The organism is Robertmurraya sp. GLU-23 (genome assembly GCF_052983275.1).
The window spans coordinates 240,664-261,170 of record NZ_JBRKCV010000001.1 but is presented as its reverse complement, the minus strand read 5'-3'; the positions used below and the strand labels follow the sequence as shown (position 1 = coordinate 261,170).

At 38.2% G+C, this 20,507-nt stretch carries 19 protein-coding genes; 3 read left to right on the top strand and 16 right to left on the bottom strand.

Annotation, left to right across the window (positions count from 1 at the left end; translation table 11 throughout):
• Window positions 1-9: 9 nt before the first annotated feature.
• The 12 genes from mtaB to gpr form a co-directional block, all read right to left on the bottom strand.
• Complete coding sequence (gene mtaB / locus ACVBAX_RS01275) at window positions 10-1,359, bottom strand: tRNA (N(6)-L-threonylcarbamoyladenosine(37)-C(2))-methylthiotransferase MtaB (RefSeq protein WP_430774819.1); 1,350 nt, start codon at window positions 1,357-1,359, stop codon at window positions 10-12.
• Window positions 1,360-1,364: 5 nt separating this feature from the next.
• The gene (locus ACVBAX_RS01270) at window positions 1,365-2,111 is read right to left on the bottom strand and encodes a 16S rRNA (uracil(1498)-N(3))-methyltransferase (RefSeq protein WP_447115583.1); all 747 of its coding nucleotides are present in this window, start codon (window positions 2,109-2,111) and stop codon (window positions 1,365-1,367) included.
• Between the two features lie 51 nt (window positions 2,112-2,162).
• A complete protein-coding gene (gene prmA, locus ACVBAX_RS01265; RefSeq protein ID WP_430774817.1) occupies window positions 2,163-3,101 on the bottom strand; it encodes a 50S ribosomal protein L11 methyltransferase in 939 nt (312 codons plus the stop codon).
• Window positions 3,102-3,121: 20 nt separating this feature from the next.
• Window positions 3,122-4,243 (bottom strand): molecular chaperone DnaJ, encoded by a 1,122-nt coding sequence (gene dnaJ / locus ACVBAX_RS01260; protein WP_430774816.1) that lies wholly within the window; start codon window positions 4,241-4,243, stop codon window positions 3,122-3,124.
• A 126-nt stretch (window positions 4,244-4,369) separates the two neighbouring features.
• Entirely contained in the window at window positions 4,370-6,196 is a 1,827-nt protein-coding gene (dnaK, locus tag ACVBAX_RS01255; RefSeq protein WP_447115582.1) for a molecular chaperone DnaK, read from the bottom strand.
• A 34-nt stretch (window positions 6,197-6,230) separates the two neighbouring features.
• The gene (gene grpE, locus ACVBAX_RS01250; RefSeq protein ID WP_447115581.1) at window positions 6,231-6,815 is read right to left on the bottom strand and encodes a nucleotide exchange factor GrpE; all 585 of its coding nucleotides are present in this window, start codon (window positions 6,813-6,815) and stop codon (window positions 6,231-6,233) included.
• A gap of 89 nt (window positions 6,816-6,904) precedes the next feature.
• Complete coding sequence (hrcA, locus tag ACVBAX_RS01245) at window positions 6,905-7,936, bottom strand: heat-inducible transcriptional repressor HrcA (RefSeq protein ID WP_447115580.1); 1,032 nt, start codon at window positions 7,934-7,936, stop codon at window positions 6,905-6,907.
• An 85-nt stretch (window positions 7,937-8,021) separates the two neighbouring features.
• Window positions 8,022-9,161, bottom strand: coding sequence for a radical SAM family heme chaperone HemW (gene hemW, locus ACVBAX_RS01240; protein WP_430774811.1), 1,140 nt, complete (start codon window positions 9,159-9,161; stop codon window positions 8,022-8,024).
• 99 nt (window positions 9,162-9,260) lie between these two features.
• Window positions 9,261-11,096: a translation elongation factor 4 gene (lepA, locus tag ACVBAX_RS01235; RefSeq protein WP_447115579.1), complete on the bottom strand. Its 1,836-nt coding sequence runs from the start codon at window positions 11,094-11,096 to the stop codon at window positions 9,261-9,263.
• Between the two features lie 110 nt (window positions 11,097-11,206).
• On the bottom strand, window positions 11,207-11,536 hold the full coding sequence (locus ACVBAX_RS01230) for a YqxA family protein (RefSeq protein WP_430774809.1): 330 nt from the start codon (window positions 11,534-11,536) through the stop codon (window positions 11,207-11,209).
• Between the two features lie 20 nt (window positions 11,537-11,556).
• A complete protein-coding gene (gene spoIIP / locus ACVBAX_RS01225) occupies window positions 11,557-12,756 on the bottom strand; it encodes a stage II sporulation protein P (RefSeq protein ID WP_447115578.1) in 1,200 nt (399 codons plus the stop codon).
• A gap of 76 nt (window positions 12,757-12,832) precedes the next feature.
• On the bottom strand, window positions 12,833-13,957 hold the full coding sequence (gene gpr / locus ACVBAX_RS01220) for a GPR endopeptidase (RefSeq protein WP_447116009.1): 1,125 nt from the start codon (window positions 13,955-13,957) through the stop codon (window positions 12,833-12,835).
• A gap of 227 nt (window positions 13,958-14,184) precedes the next feature.
• On the opposite strand from gpr, the gene rpsT reads away from it, so the two are divergent.
• On the top strand, window positions 14,185-14,451 hold the full coding sequence (rpsT, locus tag ACVBAX_RS01215) for a 30S ribosomal protein S20 (RefSeq protein ID WP_119709192.1): 267 nt from the start codon (window positions 14,185-14,187) through the stop codon (window positions 14,449-14,451).
• Window positions 14,452-14,512: 61 nt separating this feature from the next.
• Here rpsT and holA read toward each other — a convergent pair whose 3' ends face one another.
• Window positions 14,513-15,535 carry a DNA polymerase III subunit delta gene (holA, locus tag ACVBAX_RS01210; RefSeq protein WP_447115577.1) on the bottom strand — a complete coding sequence of 341 codons (1,023 nt, stop codon included), beginning with the start codon at window positions 15,533-15,535 and terminating at the stop codon, window positions 14,513-14,515.
• Window positions 15,536-15,833: 298 nt separating this feature from the next.
• Between holA and ACVBAX_RS01205 the strand changes: the two genes are divergently transcribed.
• Window positions 15,834-15,968, top strand: coding sequence for a YqzM family protein (locus ACVBAX_RS01205; RefSeq protein ID WP_084361972.1), 135 nt, complete (start codon window positions 15,834-15,836; stop codon window positions 15,966-15,968).
• A gap of 53 nt (window positions 15,969-16,021) precedes the next feature.
• Here the strand turns inward: ACVBAX_RS01205 and ACVBAX_RS01200 are convergent, their stop codons facing one another.
• The 3 genes from ACVBAX_RS01200 to ACVBAX_RS01190 form a co-directional block, all read right to left on the bottom strand.
• Window positions 16,022-18,340, bottom strand: a complete 2,319-nt coding sequence (locus tag ACVBAX_RS01200) for a DNA internalization-related competence protein ComEC/Rec2 (RefSeq protein ID WP_447115576.1) — start codon at window positions 18,338-18,340, stop codon at window positions 16,022-16,024.
• Between the two features lie 37 nt (window positions 18,341-18,377).
• Window positions 18,378-18,875 (bottom strand): deaminase, encoded by a 498-nt coding sequence (locus ACVBAX_RS01195; protein WP_430774804.1) that lies wholly within the window; start codon window positions 18,873-18,875, stop codon window positions 18,378-18,380.
• A gap of 67 nt (window positions 18,876-18,942) precedes the next feature.
• Window positions 18,943-19,569, bottom strand: a complete 627-nt coding sequence (locus ACVBAX_RS01190; RefSeq protein WP_447115575.1) for a helix-hairpin-helix domain-containing protein — start codon at window positions 19,567-19,569, stop codon at window positions 18,943-18,945.
• Window positions 19,570-19,654: 85 nt separating this feature from the next.
• On the opposite strand from ACVBAX_RS01190, the gene comER reads away from it, so the two are divergent.
• Window positions 19,655-20,494: a late competence protein ComER gene (gene comER / locus ACVBAX_RS01185; protein ID WP_447115574.1), complete on the top strand. Its 840-nt coding sequence runs from the start codon at window positions 19,655-19,657 to the stop codon at window positions 20,492-20,494.
• Window positions 20,495-20,507 lie beyond the last annotated feature (13 nt).

Genomic DNA, 20,507 nt, shown 5'->3' with positions numbered 1-20,507 from the left:
ATACAAAAATTATATCGCTGCTTGTTCTGCTGATCTAACATACTCATCGAGCACACGGACAAATTGACCTTCATTGTAAGGGTAACCAGCTTTTGTAATTTTCACCTTTACAATTTGTCCAATCATTTCTTCAGTCCCTTTAAATATAACCTTTAAATAATTATCTGTATATCCCTCATACATTCCTTCACCGTTTTTGGAACGTTCTTCAGGAATCACTTCAAGTACTTCCCCTTCAAATTTTGAAGCATACTCTTTAGCTAATTGATCAGATAATGATATTAATCGGTGCACACGTTCATTTTTAATTTCTTCATCCACTTGGTCATCCATTCTAGCAGCAGGTGTACCCGTACGTTTAGAATATGGGAATACGTGCAGTTCAGAAAATTTATGTTCCTTAATAAAATGATAAGTTTCCATAAATTCATCTTCTGTTTCACCAGGGAAACCAACGATGACGTCAGAGGTGACTGCAAGACCGGGTAGAGCTTCCTTTAATCGATTTAAGCGCTCACCAAAGAACTCCATCGTATACTTACGGCGCATTCTTTTTAACACCGTGTTAGAACCAGACTGCAATGGAATATGAAGATGTCTAACTATAACATTCGAGTCATTCATTACTTGAATAACTTCATCGGTAATTTGACTCGCTTCAATGGAAGAGATTCTTAGTCTCTCAAGCCCAATCACTTCTTTTTCTAAATCTTTTAATAACATAGCAAGATTATAATCCTTCATATCTTCACCATATCCACCTGTGTGAATACCAGTTAATACGATTTCCTTATAACCAGCATCAACTAGTTGTTGTGCTTGTTTTATTACTTCCTTTGGATCACGAGACCTCATTAATCCACGAGCCCAAGGAATGATACAAAATGTACAGAAGTTATTGCAGCCTTCCTGAATCTTTAATGACGCACGAGTACGGTCCGTAAACGCAGGAACATCTAATTCCTCGTAAACACGATTTTTCATAATATTACCAACCGCATTAATTGGTTGTCTTTCTTCTTTAAATCGTTCGATATATTCAAGCATCTTCACACGGTCCTGTGTTCCAACAACAATATCCACACCAGGAATTGCCATAATTTCAGCTGGAGACGTTTGTGCATAACAGCCTGTTACACAAATAACGGCATCCGGATTTTTACGGATCGCACGTCTGATTACTTGGCGACTCTTTTTATCCCCTGTGTTTGTTACTGTACAAGTATTAATGACATAAACATCTGAAGTTGATTCATAGTCTACTCTCTCATATCCCTGTTCTTGAAATAGCTGCCAAATGGCTTCTGTTTCATAATGATTTACCTTACAACCTAATGTATGAAATGCAACTGATGGCATATTGTTCACCTCAATAGTTCAAATTGATAAGAAATAGCTGACAGCACGTATAAGGGTGCTGTCTCTGTACGTAAAATTCTAGGACCAAGCCCACATGACTGGAACCCCTCTTTAGAAAGCAACTCAACTTCTACTTCCGTTAGTCCACCTTCAGGACCGAATACAATTAAGACACTGTCATCTTTGTTCATTTCTTGAAGAGTACGAGCGAGAGTAGAACGTTCCCCTTGCTTTGCCTCTTCTTCATAAGCAATTAATTTATACGTATAGTCTTTTGAAAGACTAACAAGCTTTGCTAAATTAAGAGGAGTTGCAACAGTTGGCACGATCCGTCGGTGCGACTGCTCTGCTGCTTCCTTTGCAATCCTTTGCCAACGATCTACTTTTTTATCTGCCTTCTTTTCGTCCCATTTCACTACCGATCTAGCAGTTGAAACTGGAACGAAAGAATAGGCACCTAATTCAGTGCCTTTTTGTATGATCCACTCTAACTTATCACCTTTAGGAAGACCACTTGCAATCGTCACACGAACTGGCAGTTCAGAGGACACTAACTCCCATTGTACAACGTCTGCAACGACTTGTTCATCGGTAATTTCTGCAATTCGACATATAGCCCCTTCTCCTTTGGAAGTCGTACAAATGATTTGATCGCTTATCTTTAATCTCATCACCTTCACAATGTGCCTGAAATCGTCACCCTTTATGACAAATCGTCCTTCCGTTGTCTGATCAACAAAATATCGTTGCACACGCTACACCTTCTTTATTTCATATATAAAGGGGGTATATCCCCCTTCACATTATTGCCTCTTTGCAATCATCGCAATCCAATCTTCCATTTGAATCGTCTCTATTATTTCAAACCCAGAGCGTTCAATTGCTGCTCTAACTTCATCTTTTTTCTGTAGAATAATACCTGAAGAAATAAAATAACCGTCTTTTTTAACAACTCTCGCTACATCATCAGTAAATCGAACAATCACTTCGGCTAAAATATTTGCAACTACCACTTCTGCCTGTTGGTCCACACCGTTAAGTAAGTTATTTTGAGCTACGGTTACTACTTCATGTGTTTTATTGAGCTTGCTATTAATCTTTGCTGATTTAACAGCCACTTCGTCTAAATCTAGAGCGAGGACTGAGCTTGCACCTAACATAGCTGACGCAATACTTAATACTCCTGTTCCCGTTCCAACGTCGACAACACGGTCACCTTTTCTAACCGTTCTTTCTAACGCCTGAATGCACATTACTGTCGTCGGATGTGTCCCTGTACCGAATGCCATTCCTGGGTCCAATTCAATAATTAATTCATCACTTGAAACTGGAGTATATTCTTCCCACGTAGGTACAATGGTAAATCGTTCAGAAATTTTCACTGGATGATAATACTTCTTCCATGCGGTGGCCCATTCCTCTTCATTCACTTCACTGACCGTTATTGTATTTCTTCCAATATCAATATTATGAATGCTTAAGTTGTTAATAGATTCTTTTATGGCATCAACCGTTTCTCCCAAGAAGCTTGTAACCGGTAAATATGCTTTAACCATTACGCCTTCATCCGGATAATCTTTCGGATTGAGTTGGTAGATTTCACCGAATTGGTCTTCCCTTTCTTTCACAAGCTCTAATGGATCCTCAATAACCACTCCGCTTGCGCCTGCCTCATGCAATATATTTGAGATCGGTTCTATTGCCTCATTTGTTGTATGAATGCAAAGTTCTGACCATTTCATCCTACCAACTCCCATTCCTTTTATTCGCCTTTAAATGCTCTTTTTACTTTTGAAAAAAAACCTTCTTCATGCTCACCTTGAGGTACACTTCCGCTTACATCTGCAAACTCATGAAGCAATTGCTTTTGCTTTTCAGTTAACTTTGTAGGTGTTAAGATTCGAATAATAATATGCTGATCACCTGTACCATAGCCTCTTACGTTTGGAACACCTTTTCCTTTCAATCGGAATTTGGTTCCTGTTTGTGTACCAGCAGGCACTTTCAATTTGACTTTCCCGTGCAATGTTGGTACTTCTACTTCATCACCAAGTGCGGCTTGAACAAAAGTAATAGGCATTTCACAATAGATATCATCTCCATCGCGTTCAAAGAACTCATGTGAACGGACATGGAATACAACATATAGGTCTCCTGCCGGCCCACCATTTACTCCAGGTTCACCTTGTCCAGCAACACGCAGCTGTTGACCATCATCAATACCTGCAGGAATCTTTACATGAATCTTACGACGCTTCTTCACTTTCCCGGTTCCACTACATGTTGAACACTTGTCTTTAATCTGTTTCCCGGTTCCACTACAGTAATGACAAACTCGACGGTTAACAATGCGGCCAAATGGTGTATTTTGCTCCACATTTAATTGACCTGCCCCATTACAATGACTACAAGTATCTGGCTTCGTACCAGGTTTTGCTCCAGATCCGTGACATGTTTCACAATTTTCTTCTCTCGGAATTTCTAAATCGGTTTCCTTTCCGAAAACTGCTTCCTCAAAACTAAGGGTCATTGTATATTGAAGGTCGGCTCCTTGTCTCGGTGCATTAGGATCTCTTCTTCTTGACCCACCACCGCCAAAGAACGTGCTAAATATATCCTCAAAGCCGCCAAAACCACCAAAATCTCCTCCACCAAAACCTTGGTTAGGATCCGTGTGACCAAACTGATCATAGTGTGCTTTCTTTTGGTCGTCACTTAACACCTCATATGCTTCTTTTACCTCTTTAAACTTTTCATCTGCATCTGCTTCCTTATTAATATCAGGATGATACATTTTCGAAAGCTTTCGGTATGCCTTTTTTATCTCATCCTTTGAAGCACTTTTACTTACTCCAAGTACCTCATAGTAGTCCCTTTTACTCATGATTGCCCACTCCCCGAATCATTTCACATAAAGGTTATTTTAACATTACCATTCAACCCAAAGCAATGAAAAAGCCAAAGTCGCTTGGATTTGACTTTGACTTTTTCTAAGCTAGTTAGCCTTAACCTATTTATCGTCTTTTACTTCTTCAAATTCTGCATCAACGACATTGTCATCCTTGCCACTTTCGCCCGCTGGACCTCCAGCTGCTTGAGCTTGCTTAGCTGCTTCTTCATATAGCTTAACCGTCAAGTTTTGAACGATTTCTTGAAGAGCATCCTTTTTCGCACGAATTTCTTCTAATTCGTTTTTCTCAATCGCAGCCTTTAATGCATCCTTCGCTTCATTTGCTGAAGCTACTTCAGACGCATCTACTTTTCCTTCTAGGTCTTTTAGAGTCTTTTCAGTTGTAAATACAAGCTGATCCGCTTCATTGCGTAGTTCTACTTCTTCTTTACGCAATTTATCTGCTTCTGCATTTTCTTCTGCTTCTCTAACCATCTTTTGAATTTCTTCATCTGATAGACCAGTTGAAGACTTAATTGTTATAGTCTGTTCTTTGTTTGTACCTAAATCCTTCGCACGAACGTTTACGATACCATTTTTATCAATATCAAATGATACTTCAATTTGTGGAATACCACGTGGTGCTGGTGGAATGTCCGTTAATTGGAAACGGCCAAGTGTTTTGTTATCAGCCGCCATTGGACGCTCACCTTGTAGAACATGGATATCAACAGCTGTTTGGCTATCTGCCGCAGTTGAGAATACTTGTGACTTTGAAGTTGGAATCGTCGTATTGCGATCAATTAACTTCGTAAATACGCCACCCATTGTTTCAATACCAAGTGATAATGGTGTTACGTCAAGAAGAACAACATCTTTTACGTCACCAGAAATAACTCCACCTTGAATAGCAGCACCCATTGCAACTACTTCATCTGGATTTACACCTTTATGTGGCTCTTTACCTGTTTCACGCTTAATTGCTTCTTGTACCGCAGGAATACGAGTTGAACCACCAACAAGAATAACTTTATCAAGTTCTGCAGGTGTTAAACCAGCATCTCTTAGTGCTTGACGAGTCGGCCCCATTGTTCTTTCTACAAGGCTTGCAGATAATTCTTCAAATTTCGCTCTAGATAATGTCACTTCCAAGTGAAGTGGACCAGCTTCCCCAGCCGTAATAAACGGAAGTGAAATTTGAGTTGTCGTAACACCTGAAAGATCCTTCTTCGCCTTTTCCGCTGCATCCTTTAGGCGTTGAAGCGCCATTTTATCTTTAGAAAGATCAATAGCATTTTCCTTTTTGAATTGCTCAACTAGATAATCGATAATCACTTGGTCAAAGTCATCTCCACCAAGACGATTATCACCAGCTGTTGATTTTACTTCAAATACACCATCGCCTAATTCCAAAATAGACACGTCAAATGTTCCGCCTCCAAGGTCGTAAACAAGAATCGTTTGATCGTCATCCATTTTGTCTAAACCATAAGCAAGTGCTGCTGCCGTTGGCTCGTTGATAATACGTTCTACTTCTAGACCAGCAATTTTCCCAGCATCTTTTGTCGCCTGACGCTCTGCATCATTAAAATAAGCTGGAACGGTAATTACAGCCTTTGAAACAGGCTCTCCAAGATAGTCTTCTGCGTACGCTTTAAGATGTTGAAGAATGATTGCAGATACTTCTTGTGGTGTATAATCCTTTCCTTCAATCGTTTCTTTATGGCTAGTCCCCATATGACGCTTGATGGACATGATTGTATTCGGATTTGTAATTGCTTGACGCTTCGCTACTTCACCAACTTGACGCTCTCCATTTTTGAAAGCAACAACAGATGGTGTTGTGCGGTTTCCTTCTGCATTAGGAATGACCTTAGGCTCTCCACCTTCAAGTACAGACACACATGAGTTTGTTGTCCCTAAGTCAATACCAATGATTTTACTCATAAAAATAACCTCCCAAAATTCTATTATGTAGGGATTACTGGTTCACCTTGACCATCGACGGTCGGATGACTTTATCCTTTAACTTGTAACCCTTTTGGAATTCCTCTACAACTACATTTGATTCGAAGTTTGGATCCTCTACTTGCATAACCGCTTGATGCATATGCGGATCAAATGGATGACCAACAGCTTCGATTGCCTCAAGGCCTTCACCTTTTAACGCTTCAAACAGACTGCGATAAACCATGTCCATCCCTTGTAATAATGACTTTGTTTGTTCATTATCAGGTTCAACCTGTAGAGCTCTTTGAAAATTATCTAGAGCTGGCAATAAATTTGTAATTAAGCTTTGAGCTCTATATTTTTGCGCCGCTTCAAGGTCAATTCTGGCCCGGCGACGAGAGTTATCAAAATCAGCCTGCAAGCGTAAGTAACGATTTTCAGCGTCTTGAAGTTTTGTTTCTAGCTCTTGTATACGAGTGTCCTCAGAATTAGTTTCAAGATTTTCCTCTGTTACCACTTCTTCTTCAGCAAAAACTTCTTCAATACCTTCTGAGCTTGCTTCTGTTTCAGTAGAAGATTGTAATTCTTCATTTAATGTGCTTTTTTCTTCTGCCAAATTACTCACCTCCCTTAAATGTGGTCCTTCCTCATTTATAAGTAGTGGTAGATGTTAAGGAAAGATTCCCCTTAACATCATCACCACCGTTATTTATTTTGATACAGATTTGTTAGTACAGAAGTTAAATCTTGACTAATCGTTTGTAATAAGCTGATCACTCGAGAGTATTCCATTCTAGTAGGACCTAAAATAGCAATTGTCCCAAGTTGTTCCTCACCAACAGAATACGTAGCCGTAATTAAGCTACAATTCTCCATTGCTGAATTGTTATTTTCTTTTCCAATTCTCACATGAATTCCCGTCGGGTTTTTGCGAATCAAATCGTACATACTTTTTTCATGCTCAATCATGTTTAAAAGGTTTTTTACCTTTTCGATATCATGAAATTCCGGTTGACTGAGAATATTGGTTCTTCCACCAAAAAACACCTTTTCATTTGATGGAATCTTCAACGTATCAGCGAATGCATGGAGCATGGAATCATAATTGCGGATATGTTGTCTAAGTAAAGTGGCTACCTCTTTGTAGATCTTTTCATTTAAATCTTCAAGTGGCACACCCGTTAGACGTTCATTAAGGATATTGACCATTTTCTCAATATCGCTTGCATCTAACCCCTCAGGAAGATGAAACATTCGATTGTCTACATGTCCTTTATCAGTCACAATGATTGCGATAGCTGTTTCCTTATTAAGTGGAACAATTTGGATCTTTTTAAGCTTATTTTCTCTAACCGCAGGTCCAAGAACAATAGAAGTATAATTGGTCAGCTCAGATAATATTTTTGCAGATTTTTGTACGATTTTTTCAAGTTCATAAAGCCTTTCAGCAAAAATTGATTTAACTGATTGCATATCATGCTGATCAAGCTTCTGTGGCGCAAGAAGATGATCTACATAAAAACGATAGCCCTTTTCGGACGGAATTCTTCCAGAAGATGTATGTGTCTTTTCAAGAAAGCCTAGCTCTTCTAAATCAGCCATCTCATTACGAATCGTAGCAGAGCTAAAACTAATATCCTCTTTTTTCGACAAACTTCTAGATCCAATCGGCTGAGCAGAACGAATGAAATCATCAACAATCACCTGAAAAATTAACAATTGACGATCTGTTAACATGTTTCATCACCTCTGTTAGCACTCTCTTCTAACGAGTGCTAAATCTAATAATAAATTATCAAATGTTAGGGCCATATGTCAACATTTAGATAACACCGATAAATGATTGAAACACTTCATTTCCTAAAAACCGCCCATTTTTTGTTAATGCAATATTGCCCTCATGTACAGAGATTAAGTCACGACCTTGTAAAGACTCTATCTCTTTCTTAAATAGCGAAAGCGGATCTACTCCAAATTTTTGAAAGAAGCGGTCCACATTAATTCCTTCCATTTTCCTTAAACCGAGAAACATTTCTTCCTCCCACATTTCATTGTTCTCCACTTTGTGAATATTATGAGAGGGTAGAGCGCCATTCCAAATGGGATCCATATATTTTCTTAAAGGACCATGGTTGGCAATTCTCTCACCAGCAACATAACTATGAGCACCAGCACCAAACCCATAGTATTCCTCGTTATTCCAATATGTTAAATTATGCTTGCTCTCGTGTCCTGGTAGAGCAAAGTTGGAAATCTCGTATTGCTGAAATCCGGCTAGCTGCATTTGCTCCATCAGTACCGAATACATTTCCGCTTCAGCATCTTCTCCCGGAACCGGCAGCTTCCCTTTTCTCATTTGGTTATAAAACACCGTTTTGGGTTCAATAATGAGGGAATAGCCAGAGTAGTGTTGAATATCAAGGGAGAGAGCCGTTTGTAATGTTTCTTTAAAACTATCTAGCGTTTGATTCGGCAAGCTATAGATTAAATCCACACTAATATTCTCAAACCCAACTTTTTTTGCTTTTTCAATTGAGGTGAACACATCTTCCGCTCGGTGTGTTCTTCCAATCGCCTTTAGCAACTGATTATCAAAGGTCTGTACACCAAAGCTTAATCGATTAACTCCACCCTCAAATAATACACGAAACTTTTCATCGGACAAGTCACCTGGATTGGCTTCAAACGTAAACTCTGCATGATGTTCCAATGGAAGATATTTTTTTATGGAAAACAATAATCGTTGTAATTGTTTTTCATTTAGTGAAGTTGGAGTTCCTCCGCCAACAAATATGGAATGAAGAGGCTCTGCAGGATTTTTTTCAAGTGTTAATCGAATTTCCTCCTCCAGTGCGTCTAAGTATTCATCCACAGGCTGGCCTTTTAAGTAAACCTTATTAAAATCACAATAGTGACAAATATGCTCACAGAACGGAATATGAATATATGCTGCTTTTACCATTTTTTACACAACCTTAAATTATAACTTTTTTGCAACGAAAAAAGGTTAGACCACTTGATTTATCAAGCTTATCTAACCTTCCCTTTAAAATCAAATCATCTACTTCTTTGAGTTTGTATCATCCATTTTCAACACGGCCATGAACGCTTCTTGAGGTACCTCTACGGAACCTACCTGCTTCATTCGCTTTTTACCTTCTTTTTGCTTTTCAAGTAGCTTACGCTTACGCGAGATATCTCCACCATAACATTTGGCTAATACGTTTTTACGCATCGCTTTAATGGTAGAACGCGCTACAATTTTTTGTCCAACTGCTGCTTGAATAGGAACCTCGAACTGTTGTCTAGGTATTAATTCTTTCAACTTTTCGACTATGATCTTTCCACGTTCGTATGCGAAGTCTTTATGAACAATAAAGCTTAACGCATCCACCTTTTCAGCATTAAGAAGAATATCCATCTTAACAAGTTTGGACTCCTTGTATCCAATTAACTCGTAATCGAATGAAGCATAACCCTTTGTGCTTGACTTTAATTGATCAAAGAAGTCATAAACGATTTCTGATAGAGGGATCTCATACACAATGTTTACACGAGTCTCATCCATGTATTGCATATCGATAAAAATCCCTCTTTTTTCCTGACATAGTTCCATAATTGCACCCACATAGTCATTAGGAGCCATCATTGTAGCTTTTACATATGGTTCTTCAACGCGTGCAATTTTTTGTGGATCTGGCATATTCGATGGATTATCAACTTTAATTTCCGTACCATCCGTCATAATCACATGATAAATAACGCTTGGTGCTGTTGTAATCAAGTCAATCTTGAACTCTCTTTCAATACGCTCTTGAATAATTTCCATATGGAGCAATCCTAGGAACCCACAACGGAAGCCGAACCCGAGCGCCTGAGATGTTTCTGGCTCAAATTGAAGTGCAGAATCATTTAGTTCTAACTTTTCTAATGCTTCTCGTAAATCATTGAACTTCGCACTATCAATTGGATATAAACCGCAATATACCATTGGATTTAAACGGCGGTAACCTGGTAAGGCTTCTGTTGCTCCATTTTTCACACTAGTAATCGTATCCCCCACTCGTGTGTCTCCAACATTTTTAATAGCTGCAGTTAAGAATCCAACATCACCAACAGTTAGTTCTGGAACTGGAGTTGATTTTGGTGTGAATACCCCTACTTCAGTAACCTCAAATTCTTTTCCCGTTGCCATCATGCGGATTTTGTCTCCAACCTTTACCGTACCATCTACAACACGGATATAAGCTACCACTCCGCGATACGCATCATAAAGAGAGTCGAAAATTAGCGCTTTTAATGGTGCTTCTGGATCCCCAGTAGGTGCAGGAACCTTTTCTACTACTTGCTCTAGAATGTCTTCAATTCCAATTCCTGCTTTTGCACTTGCTAAAACCGCTTCAGATGCATCTAGTCCAATTACTTCTTCTATCTCGTTACGCACACGTTCTGGATCTGCACTTGGCAAGTCAATTTTGTTAATAACTGGAACAATTTCAAGATCATTGTCTAACGCTAAGTAAACATTTGCTAATGTTTGAGCTTCAATCCCCTGTGCTGCATCTACCACAAGGACAGCACCTTCACAAGCCGCTAAGCTTCGGGATACCTCATACGTGAAGTCGACGTGCCCAGGTGTATCGATTAAATGGAAAGTGTATATCTCTCCATCCTTTGCTTGATATTTTAATTGCACAGAGTTTAATTTAATGGTAATTCCACGTTCTCTTTCAAGGTCCATTGAATCGAGTAGCTGATCCTTCATTTCTCTAGCTGTTAACGCATTCGTTTTTTCAAGGATACGGTCAGCTAATGTGGATTTTCCATGGTCAATATGTGCAATGATAGAAAAATTCCTGATTTTTTCTTGTCTATTTAGTCTGTCTTGTCTGTTCATTCGGTTCACTCCTACTATACTTCGCACGTATACACTATTTTTGATTATAGCAGTAGGTAAAATAAGATTCAATATAAAGAAAAAACAGCAATCCTGAGATTGCCGCATTCCTAGCTATTTTTAATCAGATCAATTGTAATATCTACTATTCCCGTTACTATGTCTGCTAGTGTTTTACCTAAGTCTGAAAAAAAGTTATAGGCTTCCATCTCTTCTAGCTGCTCTCTCTTTTTATTAATATCGTGACTATCTACATTATTTCCTAGTACTGATACTTGGACATTTTCTTCTTGCTCGCTAATGGTGAATGCACCTTTAAAATCGGGATCCTCAAACCCCCTCATGCTTACGATCCCATTGTTTGCAATTTGCATTCCAAATAATACCGACACAAACATGAGAGACATTAGCAATATGCTTTTAAACATAAACATTTTCATAACTATCACCTAAATTATCATTATTGTTCCTCTGAAGGAACGGTTACTGGATAATTCACCTTTTCAGCTTCCCAGAAAATCTCGCTAAAGACATCTGCAAATGCATCAGCAGAGAGATTAAGCTCATCAAAGTTGTTATCTACTCCGCCGAACTCTACTAATAGAGCATTACCAGAAAGGTCCTGATTGAAACGGCCATTTGTACTAGCTCCACTTTTTTGGATAATCCCTCTGCTAATACCAGGATATTTTTCCTCGAGCTTATAATGAATTTCTGTTGCGAGCTTAAGGTTCTTTTCATAATTTGGGTGTTCAGCCCCAACAACAAAAGCTAGCTTTGCATAGGACTTACCATTAATTACTTTTGTCGTATCTTCTTTTCTTTTAGAATCACGGTGAATATCTATTAAATACGAAAGATTTGAATTACTAGCCATCGCCTCTTGTACCATCTGTCTTGATGCATCGTATGAACGACCATATGTCCAGCCATTTGCATTCAATCGATCCGTGACATCTGTTTTATCTAAAATCGTACCAACCCCATAACCTTCTAGTTTTTCTTGAAGTCGATCGCCAATTTTTGTCACATTGATTTCTGAGTGTTGTGCACTATTGGCATTGGTTACCCCTTCTAAGTATGGGAGATATGATTCTCTTGTATGAGAGAAATAAATGTACGCCACCTTTTTATCCCCTGTCGTTAAAGAAGGTGGGGCGCTTGGTTTCGATTCATCCTCTTTTATGTCATCCACATTTTGCAAACTTGCCTCATTTTCTTTCTTTAATGCTTCCTCTGGTGGAGCTGATTCAATTGGCATATTCGTATAATTGGTACCTTCACCAGCAACAAGAATTTTCCCATCAAATAAGGAAAACCCCGGGAGTTCTCTTCCTAATAAGCTGCGTGGATCATCAAGATTCACATTTGTGGAGGCTTTAAACAAGACACTCGACATACTCGGAACTTCATCTCTTTCTATTAATCCGCCCATAAAATAATGGTTTTCTCTAGCCATCAACTGATAGAGTACATTTCCACTCACATTCATTGTCGCTTTGTTCACACTCGATGACCTAAGCTGATATTGTGGGTTTAAAGAAGTTAATAGTCCGCTCACAGAAAAGAGTAGGAAAATCAACAACAAACAAGATAAAATGAGCTTTAAAATGCTTGTCCCTTGAATAGTTACAACATAGGGCGTTTTTTGTAGTTTCATTATTCCACCTCTTAGCCTAGTCTAGTAAATGATATGTACTTACTAGAGAAGGTAGAACAATAAATTTAGACGCAATCTATCTTGTGTAGAAACCTGCATTATCTTGGTTTACGGCATCATGCAAAGCCGCATTTAACCCATTTGCAATTAAATTGGACATATCTTCAATAAAAACATCCACTTCCTTTGGTGTTACCATTAAGTTATGTCCAAGCGGAGATAATACTTCATGAATCAATCTTCTTTTTTCTTCATCTTCTAAAGTACCAATCATCCCTAGAAATGTATTTCGGTGATGTTCTTCAGGCATATCTTCGTCAGTCAATTTCTTCTTCTCACCAAAAGTCATTCCTGCTGGAGCTAATGCCCTAGAAGGTCTATTTCCTTCTTTTAGCTCCCGACCAAAATGTTTTAAAATAAAATCAATCGTATCACTTGTAATGGAAACCGCATCCACCACCGTTGGCACACCCACTGCGATCACCGGAATTCCTAATGTTTCTTCACTAAGCTCCTTACGCTTATTTCCTACCCCAGATCCTGGATGGATTCCAGTATTTGATATCTGAACCGTTGAATTGACTCTCTCAATGGATCGCGAAGCTAACGCGTCAATTGCGATAACAAAGTCAGGCTTCGTTTTTTCAACCACTCCCAAAATAATGTCACTTGTTTCTATACCAGTTAAGCCCATAACACCAGGAGCTAACGCACTCACTGGTCGATAACCTTCGTCCACACTTTCAGGACTTAATTGATATAAATGTCGTGTAACTAATAGATTTTCACACACCTGTGGACCAAGTGCATCAGGAGTAACATTCCAATTCCCTAACCCAACAACAAGACAGGAGGCATCTTTATTTATTCCTAATCCACTCAAAAAATGGGAAAATTCTCTCGCAAACGTTTCTTCAACTTTTTTTTGTAAATCTGTGTCCTGTTGTCTAATCCCTTGAACTTCGATAGTTAAATACTTTCCAGCTTTTTTATTTAGCTCTTTCTCTCCTTCCTTCGACACTTCTACTAACGATAGCTTGATCCCGTTCTCTTCTTTTTCTTTAATAACCACACCATTTATATTTGAGAGATCTTGTTCATCTGTTACATTTCTCCCCCTGCTTGCAATCACCATCTCCCTTGCTTCTACTGCCAAATCGGTACGGATGGAGTATTTACTTAAATCTATTGATTCTTTCATCATAAGCCCCTCTCTTTCTTCAAATTAGATAATAAACTAGCAACTATTATTTCCTTATCTAAGTGAAACCATTCAATTCGTGGGATATCGATGGATATATTTCCACCTGAAAAGTATTGCAATAGTATTCACCGAATGATAAAATGTGTTTTGTTCTTAATTTACGTAAATTAATGAATGGTGATAGTCGAGTATATAATCTCGATGCTTTGTAGGAGGTGAAAGGAATGCCAAATATTAAATCTGCAATCAAGCGCGTGAAAACAAGCGAAGAGCGTAATGCACGTAACACGATGGTGAAATCTGCAACACGTACTGCTGTTAAGAAAGTAGAATCAGCTATCGTAAACGGTGACGCTACTACTGCACAAGAGAGCTATGCTCTTGCTGCAAGTAAACTTGACAAAGCTGCAGCGAAAGGTCTTATCCATAAGAATGCTGCTGCTCGCAAAAAGTCTCGTTTAATGAAGAAATTAAACTCATTAAACTCTTAATTTTTGCTATATCATAGATAAAAAAGCTAGATCCTTTTAGGATCTAGCTTTTTTCAAAGCTTTATGAACCAGTATGTAAATGAAATAAGAACATTTCAATAAGAAGCTCCTTGTTCATTCCACCTGTTTTCGCTTGATAATCTGCATCTGCTAACATTTTCATGATTTTCGTCAGCTCTTCATCACTAAATTGCATCGCTTGTCCTGCAGCTAGCTTCACACGGAATGGATGTACTTTTAGATACCCTCCCATTTGCTGTTGACCGTATCCACGTCTTGCTAATTCCTTCACCTGGTAAATTAAACGAAACTGCCCCGCAATAATTGCTAAGATTTTTAACGGTTCTTCATTTTGCCTTAACAAATCATAATAAATACGTAATGCCTCGTCTACTTTTCGATGCACAACCTTATCGACAAGTGTAAAAATATTTTGTTCAAGTGAGCGTGACACGAGCTTCTCGACTGTTTCAGCATCAATTTGTTTTGTCTCATTGCAGTATAAGCTAAGCTTGTCCACCTCTGAGGTTAATAAAAATAGATTTGTCCCAGCTAATGCGAGCATCCGCTCTACTGCCTCATCATCAATGCTTGTTCCATTTGTCTTAGCTCTTTGGACAATCCAATTCTTTAGTTCGTGTTCCCCCAGTTTTTTTGCTTCAGACACTACAGCTGTTCTCTTTAACTCTTTTGTAAGTTTTTTTCGTTCGTCCAACTTTTCATATGGCGCTACCATCACAACAATCGAATAAGGAGACGGTTCCTTCATGTATTGTTCTAGTCTTCCTAGCTGGTGTTCCACTTTGTCCTTCGTTTTTTCAGCCGTTAAGAAACCTGGGTTATTTAGAAATATAAGCCTTTTATCCCCTAAAAATGGGATTGTTTCGGCATCCTCTAATGCCACTTCAATCGGTGTTTCATCTAAATCATAGGTGGATAAATTAAAATCACTTTCATCTTCGCCCAAAACATTTTGTATAAAAAGCTGCTTTGTTTCATTTATTAAAAACGATTCCGTTCCATACAAAACGTAAATAGGAGAAAATTCTTTCCTCTTAATTTGTTTCCATAAATCAAAAATCACTTTTCCTCGCTCCGTTCAGGAAAATAGGTTACTTATTTATCCTAATGAAGGATCAAGGTTTTGACAAGCATTTTAAAGGGAATTGATCAATCTCCTGACCAATTCCCATCTATAGAAACGCTGAAAAAAGAGGCCTAGGATACTCCTTTTACAGCGATAACCCCCGTTGTATCATTATTGTTACCGTACATCTAAAAAGTATTTGTGACAATCACTGACAAGTAAGGAAAAGAAATAGAGGAGCGGTAGATTTTTTTTATGAAATCGCTTATACTAAGATTGATTAGGAGGGGTAGTTGTGAACGAATTTGAGAAAAATGTGCAAAGTAAACGTAATGACGCCGTTGATTCTGGTGTAGGGTTCATCGTTTCCTTCGGTTTTTTTGCAACTTTATTTATCATTGCAACTGTCATTAAACTCGTAGGGGCATAATGTTTCTGTTCTGCTACATAAAACATAAGGAGACTGCTACTGCAGTCTCTTTTTTATGGGTTTGTTACATCATATGGGATATGTTTAGAAAAGGTTCCTATTCCATTCTGAAAAGTGTAACTAATCGCCCCATCAGTATCCGTACGAAAAATTTTTATATTTCTTTCCTTTAACCCTTCTAAAACTTCTTGATGTGGATGCCCAAATCGGTTACTCTTTCCAACAGATATCACTGCCACCTTCGGGTGATAGGCCTGAAGAAGACTAGCAGATGTAGAGCTTTTGCTGCCATGATGTCCTATTTTTAATACATCCACTGGTAAGGTAGGATACTCTCTCAATAGCCTCTCTTCTCCTTGTTCCTCTAAATCACCCGTAAACAACCAAAATAACCCTCCTAATTTTACATGAATAACCACTGAATTATCGTTTCGATCCTCTAGTTCAATAATGGGATTCACGATTTTAAAGGTTGCCCCCTTTTCTTCCCAACTCATACCGTTCTTCACAAATATGATGCTTATATTCTTTTCCTTCGCTAGTTGAATAATTTCATTTTCCAAGCTGGAACGATTCGAAACAAAAGGGAGAATTAATTCATTCACTTTCATTGTTTCGAGAACAGACTTTGCTCCTCCAATATGGTCCATATCACCATGCGTTAATATTAGTTTATCGATTGTGCTTATCCCTTTCCCTTTTAAAAACGGGACGAGAATATCATTTCCAACTTCAAAAGGATTTTTCGGCTTTTCCCATTCCTCCTCATTAAAAGAAATAGTCCCTCCTGTATCTATCACATACGTTTTTTTATGAAAACCATTTTGTATTACGATACTATCTCCTTGCCCAACATCCACAAAAGTGATTTGTCCCGTGAAAGAATAATGAGATAAGCAGTAGGAGAAAGCGAGGGCAAAAACACAAGGAAGGATTGAAACTAGTTGGCTTTTCCTTGTTTTCCCTGTCTCCCATTTGTAGAGTAAATAGACAATTGAGCCTATTAGGAGAAGTACCATCCATATGGAAGGACGACCAATGGTGACTGTCTGATACGGAAAAGAAGCTATACCGACAGTTAATTGGTTCATTAAGGTAATCGCAAAATCCACTGGCTTTACCATAATAGTGACAGCTTCTCCAAAGATGATAAACAGAAAAAACAGAGCGATAAAACTAGGGTTTATGATTATTGTGAAAATGGGAATATAAATGAGGTTTGCCAACAATGACAACAGAGAAAATTCATAAAAATGATAAAGAACGATAGGGAGAGAAGCTAACTGAGAAATAAATGATGCTTTTATTAAGAGGAATTTAGATGGTTTTAATAATCCTTTGGTGGAAAGAAGCAATGTGAAGGTCACACTAAAGGAGAGTTGAAACCCTACATCAAAGAGGAGATAAGGTGAAAGAAATGCATAAACCATGAATACGATACTGCAAATATCTAGACTGGCCATTTTTGATTGTGATACGAGGCGAAGGAACAAAAATAGAAACATCATCGTCGCTGCTCGAAACACGGGAGGAGAGGCTCCCGACAGATAAGTAAAGATTGGTAGGTAGAGAAGAAGGACAGCAATCATCCGTTCTCTTGTCACTCCTAAACGCACACCAATATAATGAATGATGCTTACGTAAAGAGCAACATTTGCTCCAGAAATAGCTAATAAATGGATGATTCCAAGTTTTTGATACGCTTTCTCTAAGGATGGATCAAGTATCTGTCTTTCTCCAAACAGCAATGCACTGGTTAAGGAAGCGACGGAATTAGGAAAATACGTTTCCAATAAAGCAATTGCCCGTTGCCTTTGCTTTTTGATAAGTAGAATAGATCCATTAAGCTCTTTACAATCCCCCCATTGATCAACAACTAGCTGCCAATGAATATGTTGATGAGTTAAATAAGAGTGGTAATCAAAAGCATTAGGATTGGTTTGTCCATTTACTGTTTTTAAGCTACCTTTTATCTGACAAGAATATCCAAGGAGTCTTTCCTTATTTAAACTAGACTTTTCCTCCTCGGATTTCATTCGGTATTTAATTAATAACTTCTCTCCTGTTGTATCCTTTGCAAAACCACTTAGGAGACTGCCATTAAGCGTTACTTCATCTTCGAACAAAACTGTAAACTGTGTCTCACTCCCATGAAAACCAGATTCATTTCTGTTTATATCAATTCTTGCCTTCGTATAGAAAACAAGAACAATCAACAAGATGATAAAAACTTTCCTTTTCGAGAACCGCTTGTAATACAAAAACAAGACCAAAACTAAAAAGAGTGAGACCTTGGCAACAACATGGGTCTGAAAAGCAATAACCAGAGCAAGTAATGAAGCAATTGCAAAATAGATCCCTTTCCCTTGCAAGTTATCACCCCTTGGATCGTGTTTAGATCAAACTATATTATTCTTGAAAATTCCAACTTAAACGTCCTGAGTTATCATTTTTATTGTTAAGCTCATTTTCAATATCCATTTCTAGCTTTATTGCTTCCACATTGCTTATACGAAGAAGATGATAACAATATTCATGATTTTTATAATCATGCGTATAATAAATTTTTGTGATACCCGCTTGTAGAATCTTTTTCATACAATGTATACATGGAAAATGAGTCACATAAATTTGACTTCCCTTTGTGGAAACTCCTTCAAGTGCACACTGAAGGATCGTATTTTCTTCGGCATGCAAACAGCGAAGACAATGATTATCAACGACGTAACAGCCCGCATCAAGGCAGTGATCATCTCCACTAATCCCACCATTATAACCAGTTGAAATGATTCGATTATTCTTTACCAATACCGAACCTACATTCAGTCGATTACATGTGCTTCTCATACTTATCAGATGCGCATTTAGCATAAAGTATTGATCCCAAGTTAAGCGATGGTTGCTCATATTCCCCACTCCCGATTTCTCATTTTCTACTAGTCTAAGGGAAATTGTCGATTTTAGTCAATGCTTGTTATTTTACAATAATCTGATCCTGTAGCCTTTCAAATGTCTTATCACCAATCCCAGTAACAAGTTTTAAATCCTCAATCGTTTGAAATAATCCGCTATCTTCACGATAGGCTATAATTGCTTCTGCTTTAGACGGCCCAATCCCAGGGAGATTCTGCAATTCATCAGAAGTAGCCTTATTAATATTGATTTTGCCGTCTCCTTGACTAGTAGAGGTAGAACCAGGACCGGCAGACACAATCATATTTTCTCCTTCTTCTCCTATTAATGGAATATACAATACCATTTCATCTGTTACTCGCCCAGCAAAGTTTATTTTTGTCTCATCTGCTCCTTCCTTTAATCCTCCAGCCTTATCGATAACATCGATTACTCTTTCATCCAACGTTACTTCGTAGACACCAGGATTCTTTACTGCTCCTTTTACATCTACTAAATTCTTTACATCAGGTTCCGGAACAAGTCTTTCTTCAGACATTTCCAGATCTTGTTCTTCCTCACTCGGAATCGTCCATTCATTTTCCTCCTCTTTGTTGTTTACAAGACCGAATGCGTAAATTAGCATTAAAATGGCGATAACAGAAGAGCCAACAATAAACCATTTATACTTCTTTAAAGAGTCAATCATCTTGTTACTCCTTTCTTGGCATATTAACAAATTTATTTACATACTTTTATATGAGAATGCTTGCTTTGTGAAGGAGGGAAGTACATTGAAAATCGGAGTGATCGGTACAGGGAATATGGGGAGGATATTAATTGAGGCACTTATTGATGGAAAAGCCATTTCCCCTTCTTTTATGAATGTGACAAATCGAACGCTTAGTAAAGCAATGAATATAAAAGCAGTGTATACTGACATCGCCGTACTTTCTGATGCTAAAAGCGTAGCAAGGGTATCAGATGTGCTGTTCTTATGCATAAAACCAAAAGACATCCAAAAGGTATTAATGGAAATCAAACCATTTTTATTACAAGAGAAATGTGTTGTTTCCATCACGAGTCCTATCAGTGTTAATCAAATTGAATCTGTGGTCGACTGTTCGGTGGCCAGGGCTATACCAAGCATTACCAATAGGGCACTAGCAGGTGTATCTCTACTAACGTTCGGTGATAGCTGTACGAGGGAATGGAAGGATAAGCTACTTCAGTTGTTTGAAGCCATTTCCACACCGGTCTCCATTAACGAGGATATTACAAGAGTAGGCTCAGATATCGTTAGTTGTGGACCAGCATTTTTCAGTTACTTAACGCAAAGATTTATTGATGCAGCAGTAGCTGAAACAAAAATAGATGAAGCTACTGCAACGACGCTTGCTAGTGAAATGTTAATAGGGCTTGGGGAATTGCTTCGAAAAGGATTTTATACACTTCCAACCCTACAACAAAAAGTTTGTGTTAAGGGCGGAGTAACGTGGGAAGGAATTAAAGTATTGGATGCAGAGCTTGGAGATGTGTTTGAGCACTTATTTCAAGCCACTCATACAAAATTCGAAGAAGATTTGGTTGAATCACAAAAACAGTTTCCTTTAAATAATTCTCTAAAAAAGTAATGTTTCCTGCAAT